We start from the raw sequence: 16,588 nt of genomic DNA on the forward strand, positions 1-16,588 counted from the left end.
TTGTTGTGCGTATCCGCAGGGCCTTTTGCACGGGATGGCTTGCGGCAGCGGCCAAGGGATTGAAATCAGGGGTTTTTGGCGAGATGGCAAGGTTTCTGCTTAGTCACCTACGACCCATGCACTGATGCAGTCGCTGTGACGAATGCAGTGCGGCAGACGAAGCGGGGAGTTTCGTCGGCAGCGGTTAGCTGGCGTCAGTCGGGCAGGTACGGCCGACGATGCGTTACAAAGCCAGGCACTGCGCTTAGACTTGAGTCGGGTTTGTTTTCCTGGGGCAAGTCCACCAATTCGGGAGAGAGTTTTCATGAAGCTAGTCACTGCCATCATCAAGCCGTTCAAGTTGGACGACGTGCGCGAGTCGCTGTCCGAAATCGGCGTGCAGGGCATTACCGTTACTGAAGTCAAAGGCTTCGGCCGGCAGAAGGGTCACACCGAGCTGTATCGCGGCGCGGAATATGTGGTCGATTTTCTGCCCAAGGTGAAAATCGACGTGGCCATCGACGACAAGGATCTGGATCGGGTTATCGAGGCGATAACCAAAGCGGCCAACACCGGCAAGATCGGTGACGGCAAGATCTTCGTGGTCAATCTGGAACAGGCGATTCGCATCCGTACCGGCGAAACCGATACCGACGCGATTTAAACGCCGCCACAAACCCCAACGCCCCAGGAGAAAACAATATGACTCTGCGTAAATTCGCAGGGCTAGGAGCCCTGTTGTCTATCGTAATGCCCGGCCTTGCTATGGCGGCAGACGAAGTGGCGGCCCCGGTCCTCAATTCCGGCGACACCGCCTGGATGCTCACCTCGACAGCCCTCGTGCTGTTCATGACCATCCCGGGCCTGGCGCTGTTCTACGGCGGCATGGTTCGTTCGAAAAACATTCTTTCCGTGATGATGCAGTGCTTCGCCATTACCGGTCTGATCAGCGTCCTGTGGGTCATTTATGGCTACAGCATCGCGTTCGACACCACCGGCATGGAGCAGGGCGTCGTCAACTTCAACTCCTTCGTCGGCGGTTTCGGCAAGGCGTTCCTCGCCGGTATCACGCCAGCCAGCCTGACCGGGCCTGCGGCGTTGTTCCCCGAGGCAGTGTTCGTCACCTTCCAGATGACCTTCGCGATCATCACCCCGGCGCTGATCGTCGGTGCGTTCGCCGAGCGGATGAAGTTCTCCGCGATGCTGATCTTCATGGGCATCTGGTTCACCCTGGTTTATGCACCGATTGCGCACATGGTCTGGTCCGGCAACGGCGGCCTGCTGTGGGACTGGGGCGTGCTCGACTTCGCGGGCGGCACCGTGGTGCACATCAACGCCGGTGTGGCCGGTCTGATCTGCTGCCTGGTATTGGGCAAGCGCAAAGGCTTCCCGACCACGCCGATGGCGCCGCACAACCTCGGTTACACCCTGATGGGCGCGGCGATGCTGTGGGTCGGCTGGTTCGGCTTCAACGCCGGTTCCGCTGCGGCTGCCAACGGCACCGCCGGCATGGCGATGCTGGTTACCCAGATCGCAACCGCCGCTGCCGCACTGGGCTGGATGTTTGCCGAGTGGATCACTCACGGCAAGCCTAGCGCACTGGGCATCGCCTCGGGTGTGGTTGCCGGTCTGGTCGCGATCACTCCGGCTGCCGGCACCGTGGGCCCGATGGGCGCACTGGTGATCGGTCTGGCGGCGGGCGTGGTGTGCTTCTTCTGCGCCACTACCCTGAAACGCAAACTCGGTTATGACGACTCCCTGGACGCGTTCGGCGTACACGGTATCGGCGGTATCCTCGGTGCGATTCTGACCGGTGTTTTCGCTGCGCCGTCGCTGGGTGGCTTCGGCACTGTGACCGACATCGCCGCACAAGTGTGGATTCAGTGCAAAGGCGTCGGCTTCACGGTGATCTACACCGCGATAGTCACCTTCATCATCCTCAAGGTCCTCGACGCCGTCATGGGTCTGCGTGTGACCGAGGAAGAAGAGTCGGTCGGCCTCGATCTGGCACAACACAACGAACGCGGCTACAACCTGTAAGTACGCGCACTAAAAAACTTGCCCGGTTCGCCGGGCATTTTTTTGTCTGGAATTTGTCGCAGAGAGAGCAGCTGAAAGGATTTTTCGTACGGCTTTAGTCGTGTTTACGACGAGCGTTTTTCTGCGGCCAATGGCTTACATCATTGCAGGAATATTAGGGCCTTTGTTTTTTCCCAGAGCGCGCTAGAATGCGCCCCGAACGTGCGGAGAACTGTATGTGGCAACAGACTCTGATAACCCTGCGGGCACGGCCCCGGGGCTTTCATCTGGTAACGGACGAGTTGATCAAAGGGCTGCCTGAACTCAGGGAGTGCCGGGTCGGTCTGTTGCATTTGTGGCTGCAGCATACCTCGGCGTCGTTGACCATCAACGAGAACGCCGATCCGGCGGTCCGTCGCGACTTCGAACGATTTTTCAATCGTCTGATCCCACAAGGAACAGACGGCTATGAGCATAACGACGAAGGCCTGGACGACCTCCCGGCGCACTTCAAGGCCAGCGTGCTTGGTTGCCAGATCAGTCTGCCGGTTTCGGCCGGTCGCCTGGCACTGGGGACCTGGCAAGGCGTTTATCTGGGCGAGCATCGTGATCACGGCGGCGCTCGAAAAGTCCTCGCCACCTTGCACGGTGAAGGGGCATAAACCGTTGGTCACCAATGGTTACTGATTTTTTAACGGCGACTTTCGACAGTTGCCAAAGCTGGTCTATAACTAATCTGCTTTTCGCAAGTCATGAGGTAGAACATGAGCGACGATGATCTGGAAAACGACGACCTCGAAGTAGGCGACGAAGACGAGGCCGAGGAAGGTCTGGAAGCAGCAGCGGAAGACGTTGCTGACGACGATGGTGGCGACGATACGCCGGCCCCGGCTGCCAAAGGCAAAGCCAAGGCTGCGGTGTCGGTAGACGAGTTGCCGAGCATTGAAGCCAAGAACAAGGAACGCGACGCCCTGGCCAAGGCCATGGAAGAGTTCCTGTCGCGTGGCGGCAAGGTTCAGGAAGTGGAGGCCAATGTGGTCGCCGATCCGCCGAAGAAGCCGGACAACAAGTACGGCAGCCGCCCTATCTGAGGCGTGCCGCTGGCTTGCTGAAAAAGCCCGCCGTCGCTGCGGGCTTTTTCATGCCTGGAATAAACGCTTGAGGGCAGCGATGGAGATCCTGTGGGAGCTGGCTTGCCAGCGATGGCGGCCTGCCAGACAACTTTGATGTTGAATGTGCAGACCTCATCGCTGGCAAGCCAGATCCCACAGGGAATGATGTAAATTCAGGGTCAGTGTTGGGCATTCCAGCGTGCAAGCACTGCTGGCAAGTCAGTCAGGCTACGAATTTCAGCGTCCGGCAGACGATCCGCTTCCCAGGCTTTGCCTGCCGGGTTAAACCAGATCGCCCGCAATCCGGCCTGCTGTGCGCCGGCAATGTCGTCACCCGGATGGTCACCGATGTGCACGGCGGTTTCAGCCGTGGCGCCACCACGCTGCAACGCTTCATGAAACAACCGGGCATCCGGTTTGGCGATGCCGATATCTTCCGCGCACAACGCAAACTTGAAGTAATCCGCCAGCCCCAGCCGACGCACATCGGCATTGCCATTGGTGACCACGCCAAGCGCATAGTGATTGGCAAGAATCTCCAGCACTGGCTCGACTTCAGGAAAAACTTCGATCTGATGCCGCGCATGCAGAAACACTTCAAAACCCTTGTCTGCCAGGTCGGTAGCTTCGCCATGGGCATATCCAGCGTCTTCCATCGCATGAAACAACACCCGCCGACGTAGCGCACTGATCCGATGCTTGAGTCCCGGCTCGTTGGCCAGCACGCGCTCACGAATCGCCCACAAATGCTCCACTGGCACCGCGCCCAGATTCGGCGCATGTTCGCTCAGCCATTCGCGCAATACCGCTTCGGCACTGACGATCACCGGGGCGGTGTCCCACAAGGTGTCGTCGAGGTCGAAAGTGATCAACTGGATGCTCATGAATCATCGCCTTTCATGCGTTTGGCCCGTGGGTGGGCGCTGTCGTAGACCGCCGCCAGGTGCTGGAAGTCCAGGTGGGTGTAGATCTGCGTGGTCTTGATGTCGGAGTGGCCGAGCAATTCCTGCACCGCTCGCAGATCCTGTGAGGATTCGAGCAAGTGGCTGGCGAAGGAGTGCCTGAGCATGTGCGGGTGCAGGTTCTGCCCCAATTCGCGTTCGCCGGCCAGTTTGACCCGCACCTGAATCGCTCGCGGGCCAAGGCGTCGGCCTTGCTGGCTGACGAACACGGCATCGTCCGCAGGATTAGTCATCGCCCGCAACGGCAGCCACTGTTCGATCGCTTCGCGGGCCTTTTTGCCCACCGGCAGCAAACGGGTTTTGCTGCCCTTGCCGAGCACCTGGACCATGCCGTCGGCCAGATCAAGTTGATCAAGATTGAGCCCGGTCAGTTCGGAAAGGCGCAGGCCGGAGGAATAGAACAACTCCAGAATCGCCTGATCCCGGCGCGCAAGAAAATCATCCTCGACCGCACCTTCAAGCAATTGCAGCGCACGGTCGGTGTCGAGGGTTTTGGGCAGGCGACGTTCGCCTTTCGGCGGCGCCAGGCCAGTCGCCGGATCGTGGTCGCAAAGGCCTTCGCGATTGAGATAGTGATAGAGCCCGCGCACCGCCGAGAGCAGGCGGGCGAGGCTGCGCGAGGACTGACCTTGTGCATGCAGACGAGCGATCAGGCTGCGCAGGCGCTGAATATCCAGCGCCGCCCAACTGCCGATGTTCTGTTTGACGCACCAGCCAAGGACTTTATCGAGGTCGCGGCGGTAAGCCGACAGTGTGTGCGGCGACACCTGTCGCTCACTGCGCAGGTGTTCGCAGTAAGCGTCCAGTTGTCGTTCCATGCTCAGCGTACCGAGCGCAGGGAGCTGTTGACCCGTGGCAGCACGCGGCCCATGACTTCGGCGATGTAGCTGAGGAACAGCGTACCGACCGAACTCTTGTAGTGCTGCGGATCACGGCTGGCGATCGCCAGAATGCCGTGGATGCCTTGATGACTGACCGCGACCACGGCGGTGGAACCGATTTGCTTGCGTTGTTCTTCGCCGAAGAGGAAATCCAGTTCGTGCTCGCGCAGGCTGCCGCTGACGCTTTTGCCTTCGGTGAGCAGGCCGCCGATGGCGACTTGTGCATCAGCGTGAGTAACCCAACGACCGACCGGCGCCGGGTTGTCGCCCAGTAGAATCAGGCTGACAAAAGGCACCTGAAAGTCCTGGCGCAGGCTGTCTTCGACGCTGATCACCACGTCTTCCAGGCTGGCGGCATCCATCAGCGAGAGAATGAGGCGGCGGGTCTTGTCGAACAGGCGATCATTGTCGCGGGCGACGTCCATCAACTGCGAGAGGCGATGACGCATCTCGATGTTGCGGTCACGGAGGATGGTCATCTGCCGCTCAACCAGCGACACGGTGTCACCGCGTCGGTGGGGAATGCGCATGGCGGGCAACAGTTCTTCGTGCTCGACGAAGAAGTCCGGATGAGCCTCGAGGTATGCGGCAACCGCTGCCGCCTCCAGGCTCTCGGACGCTGATTCGTCGGACTGTCGGGCGGGTACCTGAGGCTTATCGGTCATGGTTTCTGCTCACTCAAAGACGTACTTGTCCTTCGTATACACGCACTGCCGGACCGGTCATCAGCACCGGTTGGCCAGGGCCTGCCCATTCAATGGACAGACGCCCGCCGGGCAGGTCGATCAATAGTGGCGAATCCATCCACCCCTGGCTGATCGCAGCGACAGCCGCTGCACACGCGCCGGTACCGCAGGCCTGGGTTTCCCCGGCGCCGCGTTCCCACACGCGCAACTGCGCACGGTTACGGTCGATGACCTGGAGAAAACCGACGTTGACCCGCGCCGGGAAGCGCGGATGGTGTTCGATTTTCGGCCCCAGCTCATGCACCGGTGCGCTGTTGATGTCCTGCACGCGCAAGACGGCGTGCGGGTTGCCCATCGACACGGCGGCCAGTTCGACCGTGGTGCCGTCGACTTCCAGCTGATAGCTGATGGCTTGCGCCGGCGCTTCGAACGGGATGTCCGCCGGCACCAGACGCGGGGCGCCCATGTTCACGCCGATCTGGCCGTCGTTACGCACGTCCAGTTCGATGATGCCGCCCTTGGTCTCGACGCGGATCTGCCGTTTCGCGGTCAGACGCTTGTCGAGCACGAAGCGCGCGAAGCAGCGCGCACCGTTGCCGCACTGCTCAACTTCCGAGCCGTCGGAGTTGAAGATCCGGTAACGGAAATCCACGTCCGGGTTGCTCGGCGCCTCGACGATCAATAACTGGTCGAAACCGATACCGGTGTGGCGGTCGCCCCATTGCTTGGCGTGCTTTGGCTGAATATGCGCGTGCTGGCTGACCAGGTCGAGAACCATGAAGTCATTGCCCAAGCCGTGCATTTTAGTAAAACGCAGCAGCATGGGTTACTCCGGCAGCAGGCTTTCGCCGGCAAACAGCTCGGCCACGGTTTCGCGGCGGCGCACTTCAAAAACCTGGTCTCCGTCTACCAGCACTTCAGCGGCACGGCCACGAGTGTTGTAGTTGGAACTCATCACAAAACCGTAGGCACCGGCCGAATGCACGGTCAGCAGGTCGCCTTCTTCCAGCGCCAGCTCACGGTCCTTGGCGAGGAAGTCGCCGGTTTCGCAGATCGGGCCGACGATGTCGTATTGGCGCGCGGCAGTGTCACGCGGTTTGACCGCGGTGACGTCCATCCACGCCTGATACAGCGCCGGGCGGATCAGGTCGTTCATCGCCGCGTCGACGATGGCGAAGTCTTTGTGTTCGGTGTGCTTGAGGTACTCGACCTGCGTCAGCAGCACGCCGGCGTTGGCGACGATGAAGCGGCCCGGCTCGAACACCAGCGCCAGATCACGACCGTTGAGACGCTCGCGCACGGCTTTGATGTAGTCGGCAGCCAATGGCGGCTCTTCATCGCGATAACGCACGCCCAAACCACCACCGAGATCGATGTGGCGCAGGTGAATGCCGCAATCGCCGAGGCGATCGACCAGATCGAGCAGGCGATCAAGCGCATCGAGGAACGGCGGCAGCGTGGTCAGTTGCGAACCGATGTGACAGTCGACACCGACCACTTCCAGGTTCGGCAGATGCGCGGCACGCACGTACACGTCTTCGGCGTCGGCAATGGCGATGCCGAACTTGTTCTCTTTGAGACCGGTGGAAATGTACGGGTGGGTGCCGGCATCGACGTCCGGGTTCACCCGCAGCGAAACCGGTGCGCGAACGCCCAGTTCGGCAGCCACGACTTGCAGGCGCTCGAGCTCGTCGGTGGATTCGACGTTGAAGCAGTGCACGCCGACTTCCAGCGCACGGCGCATGTCGTCACGGGTCTTGCCGACACCGGAGAAGACGATTTTGTCAGGGCTACCGCCAGCAGCCAGTACACGCTCCAGCTCGCCACGGGAAACGATGTCGAAACCGGCGCCGAGACGGGCCAGGACATTCAATACGCCGAGGTTGGAGTTGGCTTTGACCGCAAAGCAGACCAGGTGCGGCATGCCGGCCAGCGCATCGGCGTAGGCCAGATACTGGGCTTCGATGTGCGCGCGCGAGTAAACGTAGGTGGGCGTGCCGAAGCGGTCGGCGATGGCGGACAGCGCCACACCTTCCGCGAACAGTTCCCCGCCACGGTAGTTAAAAGCGTCCATGGCGATCCCTTAGTAAACGTCGTGCTTGTGTGCTTTCGAGGCAGGCTGCTTTTGCGAAGACTGGGCTTGCTCGGCCGGGTCCTGATCGTCATCCGGCAGGTACAGCGGGCCTTTTTGACCACAGGCCGAAACGAGGCAGGCAACCGCGACGAGCGCAGCAAGGGAAGAGATCAGGCGCTTCATGGCGAAATCCTTGAAAATGCGTTAATTGCGCCGGAGTATACCGGCCACCCGGCAGCTTGCCTATGCGAGGGGGTTCCCGTCCGGCGGGGCTCTTTAAATGCACCCATATCCCTGTGGGATGGAAAACGGTGCTTGGTCGTTAATCTTTGCAATCGGCTGGCAGCGTCCGTATCTTGCGGCGCTTGAGCCTGATCAGACATTTTTTGAGGTTGCCACAATGAGTTTGTCCGAAGCGCGTTTCCACGATCTGGTCGATGAAACCCAGGAAAAACTGGAAGACATCTTTGACGAAAGCGCCCTGGATATCGACATGGAGAACTCGGCGGGTGTCCTCACCGTCAAGTTCGAAAACGGCTCGCAGCTGATTTTCAGCCGCCAGGAACCGCTGCGTCAGCTGTGGCTGGCGGCGGTGTCCGGTGGTTTCCACTTCGACTACGACGAAGAAAGCGAGCGCTGGATGTGTGACAAGAGCGAAGAGCAACTGGGCGAAATGCTCGAGCGCATCGTCAAGCAGCAGGCTGGCGCCGACTTCGACTTCGAAGGTCTGTGATTTCGTGACTGACACCGCGCCTGTTCGTCCGCCCAAGCCGCTTTACAGCAACATCAGCCCGGCCGTGCCTTCGCCGTGCAGCGGCGTGTGTCGGCTGGATGAGCAGAAGGTTTGCCTCGGCTGCTTCCGCCATGTCGAGGACATTCGCGAATGGCGTTCGGCGGACGATGAGCGGCGGCGAGTGATTTGCGCGCAGGCGTCCCGGCGCAAGCAGTGCGACGGGGCGTGACTTGTATATTTTTTGAGCTGTGATAGTGTCCGAACACGCCTCAACCCATCGAGGCCCGGTGAAAACCCCGTCTTTTTTGGCGGGGTTTTGCTTTTTTTGTGTGCAGAAGAAAGGAGTCTGCCCGGATCATGACCGCACCTTCCATCACCCTTACCCGTCTGGACGTGCAACGTCTGGAGCGCCTGATCGACAACCTGAACGATAAAGACCAGGCTGCGCCGGGCGTGATTGCGCTGCAAACCGAGCTGGACCGTGCCGACGACGTGGTCGGCCACGATGAAGTGCCCGCCGATGTTGTGACGATGAATTCCCGCGTGCATTGCCGCGAAGAAGGCAGCGGCAAGGATTACCACCTGACGCTGGTCTATCCCAAGGATGCCAACGCCGATGAAGGCAAGATCTCTATCCTGGCACCCGTCGGCAGTGCGCTGCTGGGCCTGAAGGTCGGTCAGCACATCGACTGGCCGGCACCAGGTGGCAAGACCCTCAAGCTGACCTTGCTCGAAGTCGAATCGCAGCCGGCCAACGGTGGCGCGTTCCCCGAGTAACCCGCCTCAGACCTGTTCGAGTGCCTCGTTCAGAGCGCGCTCCAGGTCAGCCTTGTAGCGCAGATACAGATTGCTTGAACTCTGCCCGTCACCGAGCAGGCCCGAAAGGTCGAGGTCGGTGATGTAGCAGCGATAGCGTTCGCTGTCGCGGCGCTGCTCGACGATCTCTCGGGCGACCACGCTGAATAGCTGGTCGCCATGTTCCAGTTCGCTGAATTCCCGTTGATTGCAATACAGGGTGACCTGCACTTCGCCCGGTGCGGCTTTGCCGACGATCGCCTGTACGTCGTAGAACGGCTTGTTGGCGGGCGTCTGCGGGGCTGGTCGCGCTTCGACCCGGCGCGCGCGCCCCGGGCCGGAAGGCAATAACTGGTAATACAAAGTTTCGAGGCGGACATCGGGGCCGGCGTCCATCGGCAGCACGGCCTCGCGGCGGAACAGGATCGATTGCAGGAAACGCTGCAACGGCACCAGCAGACTCTGCTCGTCGTGATAAGGCAAATGTTGCTGCCACAGCGCATTGAACTCATCCAATACGTACAACTCGGCCTGCTGCTCGGTGATGCGGTAGAACACTTGAATGCATTCCGGCTGGCCCATCGGCAGAATCAACGCAAGATCGTGATCTTCCAGCGCCATTGGGTCGAGGTGCAGCGGGCTGTAACGCGGCTGTTCTTCACCCAGGTAATCAAGCAGGGCCGGCAGGGTGGCGAGGGCGACGTGGTTGACCTGGCCCGGCACCAACTCCAGCACGTGATAATGCTGCTGCACTTGAATCAGATAGCGGTGGTTCAGCTCGCTGAGCAACAGGTTCTGTGCGGTGTCGACGATTTCCTCGACCCGACGGGCAATGAACTGCGCGCGGTTGTGGCAGAAACAACGAACCTTCAACGACGGCTGCAATGGCCCGCGCGGCAGATTGTTGAGGTAATCACGCAGGCAATCGAGCAGGGCATGCGGCCCGTCGAAGCGGTTGACCAGCACTTCGTTCCAGCTGTTGAGCGTGACCTGATCCAGCGTCAGCACGAGGTTTTCGCGCACCCCGGCGTAACTCAGCGAGTCGGTACGCTCGGTGGTCATCAGGATATTCAGGTCGCGGTGATGTTTGAGCGGATCGACGCCGACGTTGACCAGCAGCAGCACTTCGCTCGGCACCGCGGCGCGCAGCAACGGCTCTTCGGCCACTGTAGGCAGGGGCAGGGCGATGCACTGTTGCAGGCTGCCGAGCAGGTTGAACAGCTCGAACTCGCTCAGGTCGCTGGTGCCGGGATGCAAAGCGAGGCGCGTGCTGCTGTCGATTACACCGTTGCGGTGACACCAGGTCAGCAGTTGGAGCAGTTCGCGGCTGCGCTTGATCGGTGCGAAGTGTTCCCACTCAAGTGCCGTGAGGCTGCCGTTATACAGGCCCCACTGGGTTTGTCCCGGCTCCTTTTTGTTGCGCGATTGCACCAGCGTCAATGTGTCTTCGGCCAGATCCGGGGCGATCCCGGGGTTGATGAACTCAACCTTGTCGGCCTTGCGCTCGAAGGCGGCATAGAGCCGGCGACCGAGGACGTTGAGATCGCGTTTATTGATCAGGCTGACGGTCTGCTCGGTGCGGGCAAACTGGGTCAGGAAGCGATAGCTGTAATTCAGCTCGTTGACCAGCGCACGGCGTTCGGCGCTGACCTGACGCACTTTCCATTGGCTGCGGCTATCCAGCAACGCCAGTTGCCGCTGATCCCAATGCCATTCGCTGGCCAGCCGTTCCAGTAGCAAACGTTGCCAACCCTGGCTGCGGCTGTTGCCGGTGAGCTTGCGGTTGACCTTGAGGTACAACGCGCGCCGCACCAACTCCAGCCGATCCGGCTCGTTGCGCGCGGTGAGGTATTCCTCGATGCGCCGGTACACGACCATGTACGGATCCAGCTCATCGAGATCGAGCTGGTTGGCGAACACGGCTTTTTTGAAACGCAGGCTCAGGCACTGCACGTGCGGGTGTTCGCTGGCATAGACCTCGGTCAGCAACAGTTTGAGCACTGATTTGTAGGGTGACTCGATGCCTTTGAACAACTGCCACAAACCCGCGCCGATAAACTCTCCCGGTGGAATCGTCGCCAGATGGCCGAGATCCAGGGTTTCGTCGGCGCGAATGAAGCGCTTCGACAGCAGGGTGTGGGTGTAAAGGTCGTAGGCGGTTTCTTCGTAAACCGGCACCAGCCACCAGATTGGCGTGCGCCCGGCGAGCCAGATCGCCGTGCGGTAGAACTCGTCGAGCAACAGATAGTGCTGAGTGCTACCGCAGTTTTCCGAGCTGAGCTGAGTGTCGCGTTCACCTTTGACGAAGCGCACCGGGTCGATCAGAAAGAAATGCGCCTCGGCGCCCTGGCTTGCGGCCCAGGCTTCCAGCAACTGGCACTTCTTGCTCAGCTCACTGAGTTCGCTGTCGCTCAGGTCCGGTGCGTGGCAGACCCACACGTCCATGTCGCTCTGATCGGCCTGAGCCAGCGTGCCGAGGCTGCCCATCAGGAACAGGCCATGAACCGGTCGTGGCGGGTTGCTGCCGTGGCGCGGTTTATAGGAGAACGAACGGGTCAGGCGCTGGGCTTCGGTGAGCACATTGGCGTCCGGCTCGTAATTCGACAGGCCGGCCGGCGTGCTGCCCGAGACATAACCTGGCAGTAGCGGATGATTGACGTGGAAGAACAACGGCAACAGCGTCAGCACGCTCTGTTGGCGTGGCGACAACCCTTCGAGGGCGCGGCCCAGGCGGCCTTCATTGAGTTTGAGAAAACGCGCGCGCAGCTGGCTGAGGACCTTGCGGTCAATGCCTTCGTCCAGGTCGGGGCGGATTTCGTGGGTGCGCGTCATGTCAGCTCAAACCGGCTCGCAGGCTCGGACGTAGAGGGTCTCGGAATGTCAGGCAGTTTAGCCTTAGCGCAGCGGGACTTTTAAGCTGAATTTGTTTTTTGACGTCAGATTTCTATCGCGGGCGACCGGGCAGGCCCGCGGAAATCCCGTGGCAGGAGTTCCCGTGGGCAAAGTCGGGGAGATTCAGGCGGTTTCTTGCTCTCTCAGAATGGTCAGCACGGTTTGCACATTTTGTGCAGCGTCGCGACCGAGGCTGGTCAGATACCCGCCATCGGGCTGATCGGTGAGGTCTTTTTCAAAGAGGCGTTTGGCGGCAGAAATATGTTTCGGGGCAGCGGTCTGATGAATTTTCAAACCTTCCTGGGAACTGTCCAGGGGAAAGAGTGCGAGGACTTCCAGTTCGGCAACCAACTCAGGGGTAAGCGACATAAGGACTCCAGACTTTCTAGGAATTGGACGACAGCGTCCCTAAGGTGAACCCGCTTGTGCGGCATGTCCAGTGCTCAGATCAGGGATTTTGTCTTGAGGCGGATTCCAGTGTAGTCGGGGCTCAGGCGCAGGGCGGATAGATGGGTGACAAATTGTGTGGGAGCGAGCTTGCTCGCGAAAGCGATGTGTCACTCACCAAATAAGTTGACTGATAAAACGCCTTCGCGAGCAAGTCGAATCGTCGCACCGTCACTGCCACAGGGGGGGATTTGTTGTTACTGCTTTTCGGGTGGCAGCTCTGGCAGTGCACGCAGCGCCGCTTCGTACCATTCGGTATTGAACGCACGGTCTTCATCGAGCATCGCGTCAATCTCGTAGGCCAGCACGTGGGCCATCAGATTGAGGATCTCTTCACGTTCAGTGCCTACCAACGTCAGCTTGTTGAAAGTCGCTTTGGCCGCTGGCGGGTTGTCGCTTTCGATCTGGTTCTCGATGGCTTCGATCAGCGTCGCTTCGGTGAACTCTTCTTCTTCGTTGTCATTGTCGATGTCTGTCGGCTCGCTCATGGCAGGCTCCTCAAGGAAAGGCGCCAGTTTACCCGCATTCAGCGGCGTGATGCTGCTGGCGGGAAACGCCTGAGCGATCTATAAACAGGCACTGCCCACCCCGCACGGCCTGGAGGCTATGTGATGCTCAAGCTTTATGGATTCTCCGTCAGCAACTACTACAACATGGTCAAACTGGCGCTGCTGGAAAAAGGCCTGCCGTTCGAAGAGGTCACCTTCTACCCGACAGCAACCCCGGAATCACTGGCCATCAGCCCGCGCGGCAAAGTACCGGTGCTGGGTGTAGACGCCGGTTTTATCAACGAAACGGCGATCATCCTCGAATACCTCGAACAAACCCAGAAAGGCACACCGCTGCTGCCGAGCGATCCGTTCGAGCGCGCGCAGGTGTTGGCGATTGCCAAGGAAATCGAGCTGTACATCGAACTGCCGGGACGCGCCTGCTATGGCGAAGCGTTCTTCGGCATGAGCCTGCCGGATGCGATCAAGGAAAAGACTAAAACCGAATTGCTGCTGGGTTTTGCGGCGCTGGGACGACACGGCAAGTTCGCCCCGTACGTGGCGGGCGACAGTCTGAGCATTGCCGATTTGTATTTCCTCTACAGCGTGCCGCTGGCCTGTGCGGTCGGGCAGAAACTGTTCGGGATTGATTTGCTGGCGGAGCTGCCGCAGGCGAAGGCGCTGCTCGAGCGGCTTGAGCAGAACCCGCATGTGCAGAAGATCGCGGCAGACAAGGAGGCGGCGATGCCGGCGTTTTTAGCGATGATCGCTGCCAAGAAGTGAGGTTTGTAGCGTTCTGAAGTCAGTCATCGCTGGCAAGCCAGCTCCCACAGGTCTTTGGGGCGAACGAAAAATTGTGTTCCAGCAAATAACCCTGTGGGAGCTGGCTTGCCAGCGATGCTTTTAGCGGCTGGCGATCAGCGCCTGACCGCGCACCACAGCTGCCTTGACCTGCGCCGGCGCAGTGCCGCCGATATGGTCGCGAGCATTCACCGAGCCTTCGAGGGTCAGCACGGCAAACACGTCCTCTTCGATCTGGTCGCTGAACTGGCGCAGTTCTGCCAGGCTCATCTCGGCCAGATCCTTGCCAGTGTCCACGCCGTACTTGACGGCATGGCCAACGATCTCGTGGCAATCACGGAACGGCAGACCACGACGCACCAAGTAATCCGCCAGATCGGTCGCAGTGGAGAAACCACGCAGCGCCGCTTCACGCATGATCGCGTGCTTGGGTTTGATCGCCGGGATCATGTCGGCAAAGGCGCGCAGCGAGTCGCGCAGGGTGTCGGCGGCGTCGAACAGCGGCTCTTTGTCTTCCTGATTGTCCTTGTTGTAGGCCAGCGGTTGGCCTTTCATCAGGGTCAGCAGGCCCATCAGTGCGCCGAACACACGGCCGGTCTTGCCGCGCACCAGTTCTGGCACGTCGGGGTTTTTCTTTTGCGGCATGATCGAGCTGCCGGTGCAGAAACGGTCCGGCAGATCGATGAACTGGAACTGCGCGCTGGTCCACAGCACCAGTTCTTCGGAGAAACGCGACAAGTGCATCATCGCGATGCTCGCGGCCGAGCAGAATTCGATGGCGAAATCACGATCGGAAACGTTGTCCAGCGAGTTGCCGCCAACGGCGTCGAAGCCCAGCAGTTGCGCGGTGTATTCGCGGTCGATCGGGTAGGTGGTGCCAGCCAGCGCGGCGCTGCCCAATGGCATGCGGTTGGTGCGCTTGCGGCAGTCGACCAGACGCTCGTAATCGCGGCTGAGCATTTCGAACCAGGCCAGCATGTGGTGCCCGAAGGTTACCGGCTGCGCGGTCTGCAGGTGGGTGAAGCCGGGCATGATGCTCGCGGCTTCGCGCTCGGCTTGCTCCAGCAGGCCTTTTTGCAGGCGGGTGATTTCGGCGAGGATCAGGTCGATCTCGTCACGCAGCCACAGGCGGATGTCGGTGGCGACCTGGTCGTTGCGGCTACGCCCGGTGTGCAGCTTCTTGCCGGTGACGCCGATGCGATCGGTCAGGCGCGCTTCGATGTTCATGTGCACGTCTTCGAGGTCGATGCGCCAGTCGAACTGGCCGGCCTCGATTTCGCCCTGAATGGTCTTCAGGCCATCGATGATGCTGTCGCGCTCGGCATCGGTCAGCACGCCGACCTTGGCCAGCATGCTGGCGTGGGCGATCGAGCCCATGATGTCGTGGCGATACAGGCGCTGGTCGAAAGTGACGGAGGCGGTGAAGCGGGCGACGAAGGCGTCGACGGGTTCACTGAAGCGGCCGCCCCAGGACTGATTGGTCTTGTCAGTGCTCATGAATTCGCTCGTATCGGCTTGAAGAAAAAAGGCGTGAAACGCTGGCGCGGATAATAACAGGGTTGCCAATCCTGTCGCTGACACTGGTCGATACGTTTTTTTCTCATTGTCTGCACCATAGTCGGCGCAGGTGCCGGGGGATTTGCACAAGGATATTTTCCGATTGAGCAATATCGGCCCGGCGAGCGTCTACAGTTGGACATAAGGGTCGGCGCGACTGCAGATCGCGCAAAGGTCTGGCCGCCGACTATAAGAAGAGGGGGTGGGTGCTTTGTCCTTCGGCAAACCCCGTGAGAAACGCAGGAAACAGCGGGCTTCGAGCAGTACGACCCGGGCATTGGCAAATATTGCTGGCCGACGTACGGCACTTTTTGGCGCTCGGGCTAGTCTTAGCGTGGATCGCGGTGACGGACGTCACTTCACCTGTCTACGCTATCCTTGTGCGAGACTCACGCAGGAATCCAGCGCAATATGAATGTCCTGATCGTTGATGACGAACCCCTGGCTCGCGAGCGCCTCAGCCGAATGGTGAGTGAGCTTGAGGGTTACACAGTCCTGGAGCCCAGCGCCACGAATGGCGAGGAGGCGTTGGCACTGATCGACAGCCACAAGCCGGATATCGTGCTGCTCGATATCCGTATGCCGGGCCTCGATGGCCTGCAGGTCGCTGCCCGTCTGTGCGAGCGAGAAACGCCGCCCGCCGTGGTGTTTTGCACCAGCCCCGATGAATTTGCCGTGGAAGCCCTGCAGGCCAGCGCCGTGGGCTATGTGGTGAAACCCGTGCGAACCGAACATCTGCATGACGCCCTGAAACGGGCGGAACGTCCCAACCGGGCGCAACTCTCGGCCCTGACCCGTCCCGCTGCCGAAAGTGGCACCGGGCCGCGCAGCCACATCAGCGCGCGTACCCGCAAAGGCATCGAACTGATCCCGCTGGATCAGGTGGTTTACTTCATTGCCGACCACAAATACGTGACCTTGCGCCATGAGGCTGGCGAAGTGCTGCTCGACGAGCCGCTCAAGGCCCTCGAAGACGAATTCGGCGAGCGATTCGTGCGTATCCACCGTAACGCGCTGGTCGCGCGCGATCGCATCGAACGTCTGCAACGCACGCCGCTGGGGCATTTCCAGTTGTTCCTCAAAGGTCTCAATGGTGATGCGCTGATCGTCAGTCGTCGGCATGTGGCCGGTGTGCGCAAAATGATGCAGGGCCTGTAACCCG

The 16,588-nt window shown here is 60.3% G+C and carries 19 protein-coding genes; 9 read left to right on the top strand and 10 right to left on the bottom strand.

Annotation, left to right across the window (positions count from 1 at the left end; all coding sequences use genetic code 11):
- The first annotated feature begins 304 nt into the window (after nucleotides 1-304).
- The 4 genes from glnK (at nucleotide 305) to sutA (ending at nucleotide 3,089) form a co-directional block, all read left to right on the top strand.
- Nucleotides 305-643: a P-II family nitrogen regulator gene (gene glnK, locus WA225_RS25540; protein WP_002555808.1), complete on the top strand. Its 339-nt coding sequence runs from the start codon at nucleotides 305-307 to the stop codon at nucleotides 641-643.
- Nucleotides 644-681: 38 nt separating this feature from the next.
- Nucleotides 682-2,019 (top strand): ammonium transporter, encoded by a 1,338-nt coding sequence (locus WA225_RS25545; protein ID WP_064116402.1) that lies wholly within the window; start codon nucleotides 682-684, stop codon nucleotides 2,017-2,019.
- Nucleotides 2,020-2,234: 215 nt separating this feature from the next.
- Nucleotides 2,235-2,660: a secondary thiamine-phosphate synthase enzyme YjbQ gene (locus WA225_RS25550; protein WP_102901435.1), complete on the top strand. Its 426-nt coding sequence runs from the start codon at nucleotides 2,235-2,237 to the stop codon at nucleotides 2,658-2,660.
- 102 nt (nucleotides 2,661-2,762) lie between these two features.
- Nucleotides 2,763-3,089, top strand: a complete 327-nt coding sequence (gene sutA, locus WA225_RS25555) for a transcriptional regulator SutA (RefSeq protein WP_007920420.1) — start codon at nucleotides 2,763-2,765, stop codon at nucleotides 3,087-3,089.
- A 200-nt stretch (nucleotides 3,090-3,289) separates the two neighbouring features.
- On the opposite strand, the gene WA225_RS25560 is transcribed toward sutA, so the two are convergent.
- The 6 genes from WA225_RS25560 to lptM are packed head-to-tail and all read right to left on the bottom strand — an operon-like array spanning nucleotide 3,290 to nucleotide 7,896.
- Nucleotides 3,290-3,994, bottom strand: a complete 705-nt coding sequence (locus WA225_RS25560; protein ID WP_422610138.1) for an HAD family hydrolase — start codon at nucleotides 3,992-3,994, stop codon at nucleotides 3,290-3,292.
- Nucleotides 3,991-4,890: a tyrosine recombinase XerC gene (gene xerC, locus WA225_RS25565; RefSeq protein WP_034152032.1), complete on the bottom strand. Its 900-nt coding sequence runs from the start codon at nucleotides 4,888-4,890 to the stop codon at nucleotides 3,991-3,993. Before xerC ends, WA225_RS25560 begins: the two co-directional genes overlap by 4 nt.
- A 2-nt stretch (nucleotides 4,891-4,892) precedes the next feature.
- On the bottom strand, nucleotides 4,893-5,618 hold the full coding sequence (locus WA225_RS25570; RefSeq protein ID WP_422610139.1) for a DUF484 family protein: 726 nt from the start codon (nucleotides 5,616-5,618) through the stop codon (nucleotides 4,893-4,895).
- Nucleotides 5,619-5,631: 13 nt separating this feature from the next.
- On the bottom strand, nucleotides 5,632-6,462 hold the full coding sequence (dapF, locus tag WA225_RS25575; protein WP_008084573.1) for a diaminopimelate epimerase: 831 nt from the start codon (nucleotides 6,460-6,462) through the stop codon (nucleotides 5,632-5,634).
- Between the two features lie 3 nt (nucleotides 6,463-6,465).
- Entirely contained in the window at nucleotides 6,466-7,713 is a 1,248-nt protein-coding gene (gene lysA / locus WA225_RS25580; RefSeq protein WP_422610140.1) for a diaminopimelate decarboxylase, read from the bottom strand.
- Between the two features lie 9 nt (nucleotides 7,714-7,722).
- On the bottom strand, nucleotides 7,723-7,896 hold the full coding sequence (gene lptM, locus WA225_RS25585) for an LPS translocon maturation chaperone LptM (RefSeq protein ID WP_042561715.1): 174 nt from the start codon (nucleotides 7,894-7,896) through the stop codon (nucleotides 7,723-7,725).
- A gap of 217 nt (nucleotides 7,897-8,113) precedes the next feature.
- Between lptM and cyaY the strand changes: the two genes are divergently transcribed.
- The 3 genes from cyaY (at nucleotide 8,114) to rnk (ending at nucleotide 9,223) form a co-directional block, all read left to right on the top strand.
- Entirely contained in the window at nucleotides 8,114-8,446 is a 333-nt protein-coding gene (gene cyaY, locus WA225_RS25590) for an iron donor protein CyaY (RefSeq protein WP_422610141.1), read from the top strand.
- 4 nt (nucleotides 8,447-8,450) lie between these two features.
- Complete coding sequence (locus WA225_RS25595) at nucleotides 8,451-8,675, top strand: DUF1289 domain-containing protein (protein ID WP_422610142.1); 225 nt, start codon at nucleotides 8,451-8,453, stop codon at nucleotides 8,673-8,675.
- 128 nt (nucleotides 8,676-8,803) lie between these two features.
- Nucleotides 8,804-9,223: a nucleoside diphosphate kinase regulator gene (gene rnk / locus WA225_RS25600; protein ID WP_422610143.1), complete on the top strand. Its 420-nt coding sequence runs from the start codon at nucleotides 8,804-8,806 to the stop codon at nucleotides 9,221-9,223.
- 6 nt (nucleotides 9,224-9,229) lie between these two features.
- On the opposite strand, the gene WA225_RS25605 is transcribed toward rnk, so the two are convergent.
- The 3 genes from WA225_RS25605 to WA225_RS25615 form a co-directional block, all read right to left on the bottom strand.
- Nucleotides 9,230-12,073: a class I adenylate cyclase gene (locus WA225_RS25605; RefSeq protein WP_422610144.1), complete on the bottom strand. Its 2,844-nt coding sequence runs from the start codon at nucleotides 12,071-12,073 to the stop codon at nucleotides 9,230-9,232.
- Nucleotides 12,074-12,256: 183 nt separating this feature from the next.
- Complete coding sequence (locus WA225_RS25610; protein WP_008084565.1) at nucleotides 12,257-12,502, bottom strand: TIGR02647 family protein; 246 nt, start codon at nucleotides 12,500-12,502, stop codon at nucleotides 12,257-12,259.
- 275 nt (nucleotides 12,503-12,777) lie between these two features.
- Complete coding sequence (locus WA225_RS25615; RefSeq protein WP_422610145.1) at nucleotides 12,778-13,068, bottom strand: hypothetical protein; 291 nt, start codon at nucleotides 13,066-13,068, stop codon at nucleotides 12,778-12,780.
- A 123-nt stretch (nucleotides 13,069-13,191) separates the two neighbouring features.
- Between WA225_RS25615 and WA225_RS25620 the strand changes: the two genes are divergently transcribed.
- Nucleotides 13,192-13,851, top strand: a complete 660-nt coding sequence (locus WA225_RS25620; RefSeq protein WP_422610146.1) for a glutathione S-transferase family protein — start codon at nucleotides 13,192-13,194, stop codon at nucleotides 13,849-13,851.
- Between the two features lie 120 nt (nucleotides 13,852-13,971).
- Here WA225_RS25620 and argH read toward each other — a convergent pair whose 3' ends face one another.
- Nucleotides 13,972-15,366, bottom strand: a complete 1,395-nt coding sequence (gene argH / locus WA225_RS25625; protein ID WP_422610147.1) for an argininosuccinate lyase — start codon at nucleotides 15,364-15,366, stop codon at nucleotides 13,972-13,974.
- 471 nt (nucleotides 15,367-15,837) lie between these two features.
- Here argH and WA225_RS25630 point away from each other — a divergent pair, with 471 nt between their 5' ends.
- Entirely contained in the window at nucleotides 15,838-16,584 is a 747-nt protein-coding gene (locus WA225_RS25630) for a LytR/AlgR family response regulator transcription factor (RefSeq protein WP_007911111.1), read from the top strand.
- Nucleotides 16,585-16,588 lie beyond the last annotated feature (4 nt).

It is taken from the genome of Pseudomonas sp. (assembly GCF_049300855.1).
GTDB lineage: Bacteria > Pseudomonadota > Gammaproteobacteria > Pseudomonadales > Pseudomonadaceae > Aquipseudomonas.

What these genes read in the sequence shown, in the direction of transcription:
- glnK (WP_002555808.1), top strand. Translation starts at nt 305, where the DNA reads ATGAAGCTAGTCACTGCCATCATCAAGCCGTTCAAGTTGGACGACGTG.
- WA225_RS25545 (WP_064116402.1), top strand. Translation starts at nt 682, where the DNA reads ATGACTCTGCGTAAATTCGCAGGGCTAGGAGCCCTGTTGTCTATCGTA.
- WA225_RS25550 (WP_102901435.1), top strand. Translation starts at nt 2,235, where the DNA reads ATGTGGCAACAGACTCTGATAACCCTGCGGGCACGGCCCCGGGGCTTT.
- sutA (WP_007920420.1), top strand. Translation starts at nt 2,763, where the DNA reads ATGAGCGACGATGATCTGGAAAACGACGACCTCGAAGTAGGCGACGAA.
- WA225_RS25560 (WP_422610138.1), bottom strand. Translation starts at nt 3,994, where the DNA reads ATGAGCATCCAGTTGATCACTTTCGACCTCGACGACACCTTGTGGGAC.
- xerC (WP_034152032.1), bottom strand. Translation starts at nt 4,890, where the DNA reads ATGGAACGACAACTGGACGCTTACTGCGAACACCTGCGCAGTGAGCGA.
- WA225_RS25570 (WP_422610139.1), bottom strand. Translation starts at nt 5,618, where the DNA reads ATGACCGATAAGCCTCAGGTACCCGCCCGACAGTCCGACGAATCAGCG.
- dapF (WP_008084573.1), bottom strand. Translation starts at nt 6,462, where the DNA reads ATGCTGCTGCGTTTTACTAAAATGCACGGCTTGGGCAATGACTTCATG.
- lysA (WP_422610140.1), bottom strand. Translation starts at nt 7,713, where the DNA reads ATGGACGCTTTTAACTACCGTGGCGGGGAACTGTTCGCGGAAGGTGTG.
- lptM (WP_042561715.1), bottom strand. Translation starts at nt 7,896, where the DNA reads ATGAAGCGCCTGATCTCTTCCCTTGCTGCGCTCGTCGCGGTTGCCTGC.
- cyaY (WP_422610141.1), top strand. Translation starts at nt 8,114, where the DNA reads ATGAGTTTGTCCGAAGCGCGTTTCCACGATCTGGTCGATGAAACCCAG.
- rnk (WP_422610143.1), top strand. Translation starts at nt 8,804, where the DNA reads ATGACCGCACCTTCCATCACCCTTACCCGTCTGGACGTGCAACGTCTG.
- WA225_RS25605 (WP_422610144.1), bottom strand. Translation starts at nt 12,073, where the DNA reads ATGACGCGCACCCACGAAATCCGCCCCGACCTGGACGAAGGCATTGAC.
- WA225_RS25610 (WP_008084565.1), bottom strand. Translation starts at nt 12,502, where the DNA reads ATGTCGCTTACCCCTGAGTTGGTTGCCGAACTGGAAGTCCTCGCACTC.
- WA225_RS25615 (WP_422610145.1), bottom strand. Translation starts at nt 13,068, where the DNA reads ATGAGCGAGCCGACAGACATCGACAATGACAACGAAGAAGAAGAGTTC.
- WA225_RS25620 (WP_422610146.1), top strand. Translation starts at nt 13,192, where the DNA reads ATGCTCAAGCTTTATGGATTCTCCGTCAGCAACTACTACAACATGGTC.
- argH (WP_422610147.1), bottom strand. Translation starts at nt 15,366, where the DNA reads ATGAGCACTGACAAGACCAATCAGTCCTGGGGCGGCCGCTTCAGTGAA.
- WA225_RS25630 (WP_007911111.1), top strand. Translation starts at nt 15,838, where the DNA reads ATGAATGTCCTGATCGTTGATGACGAACCCCTGGCTCGCGAGCGCCTC.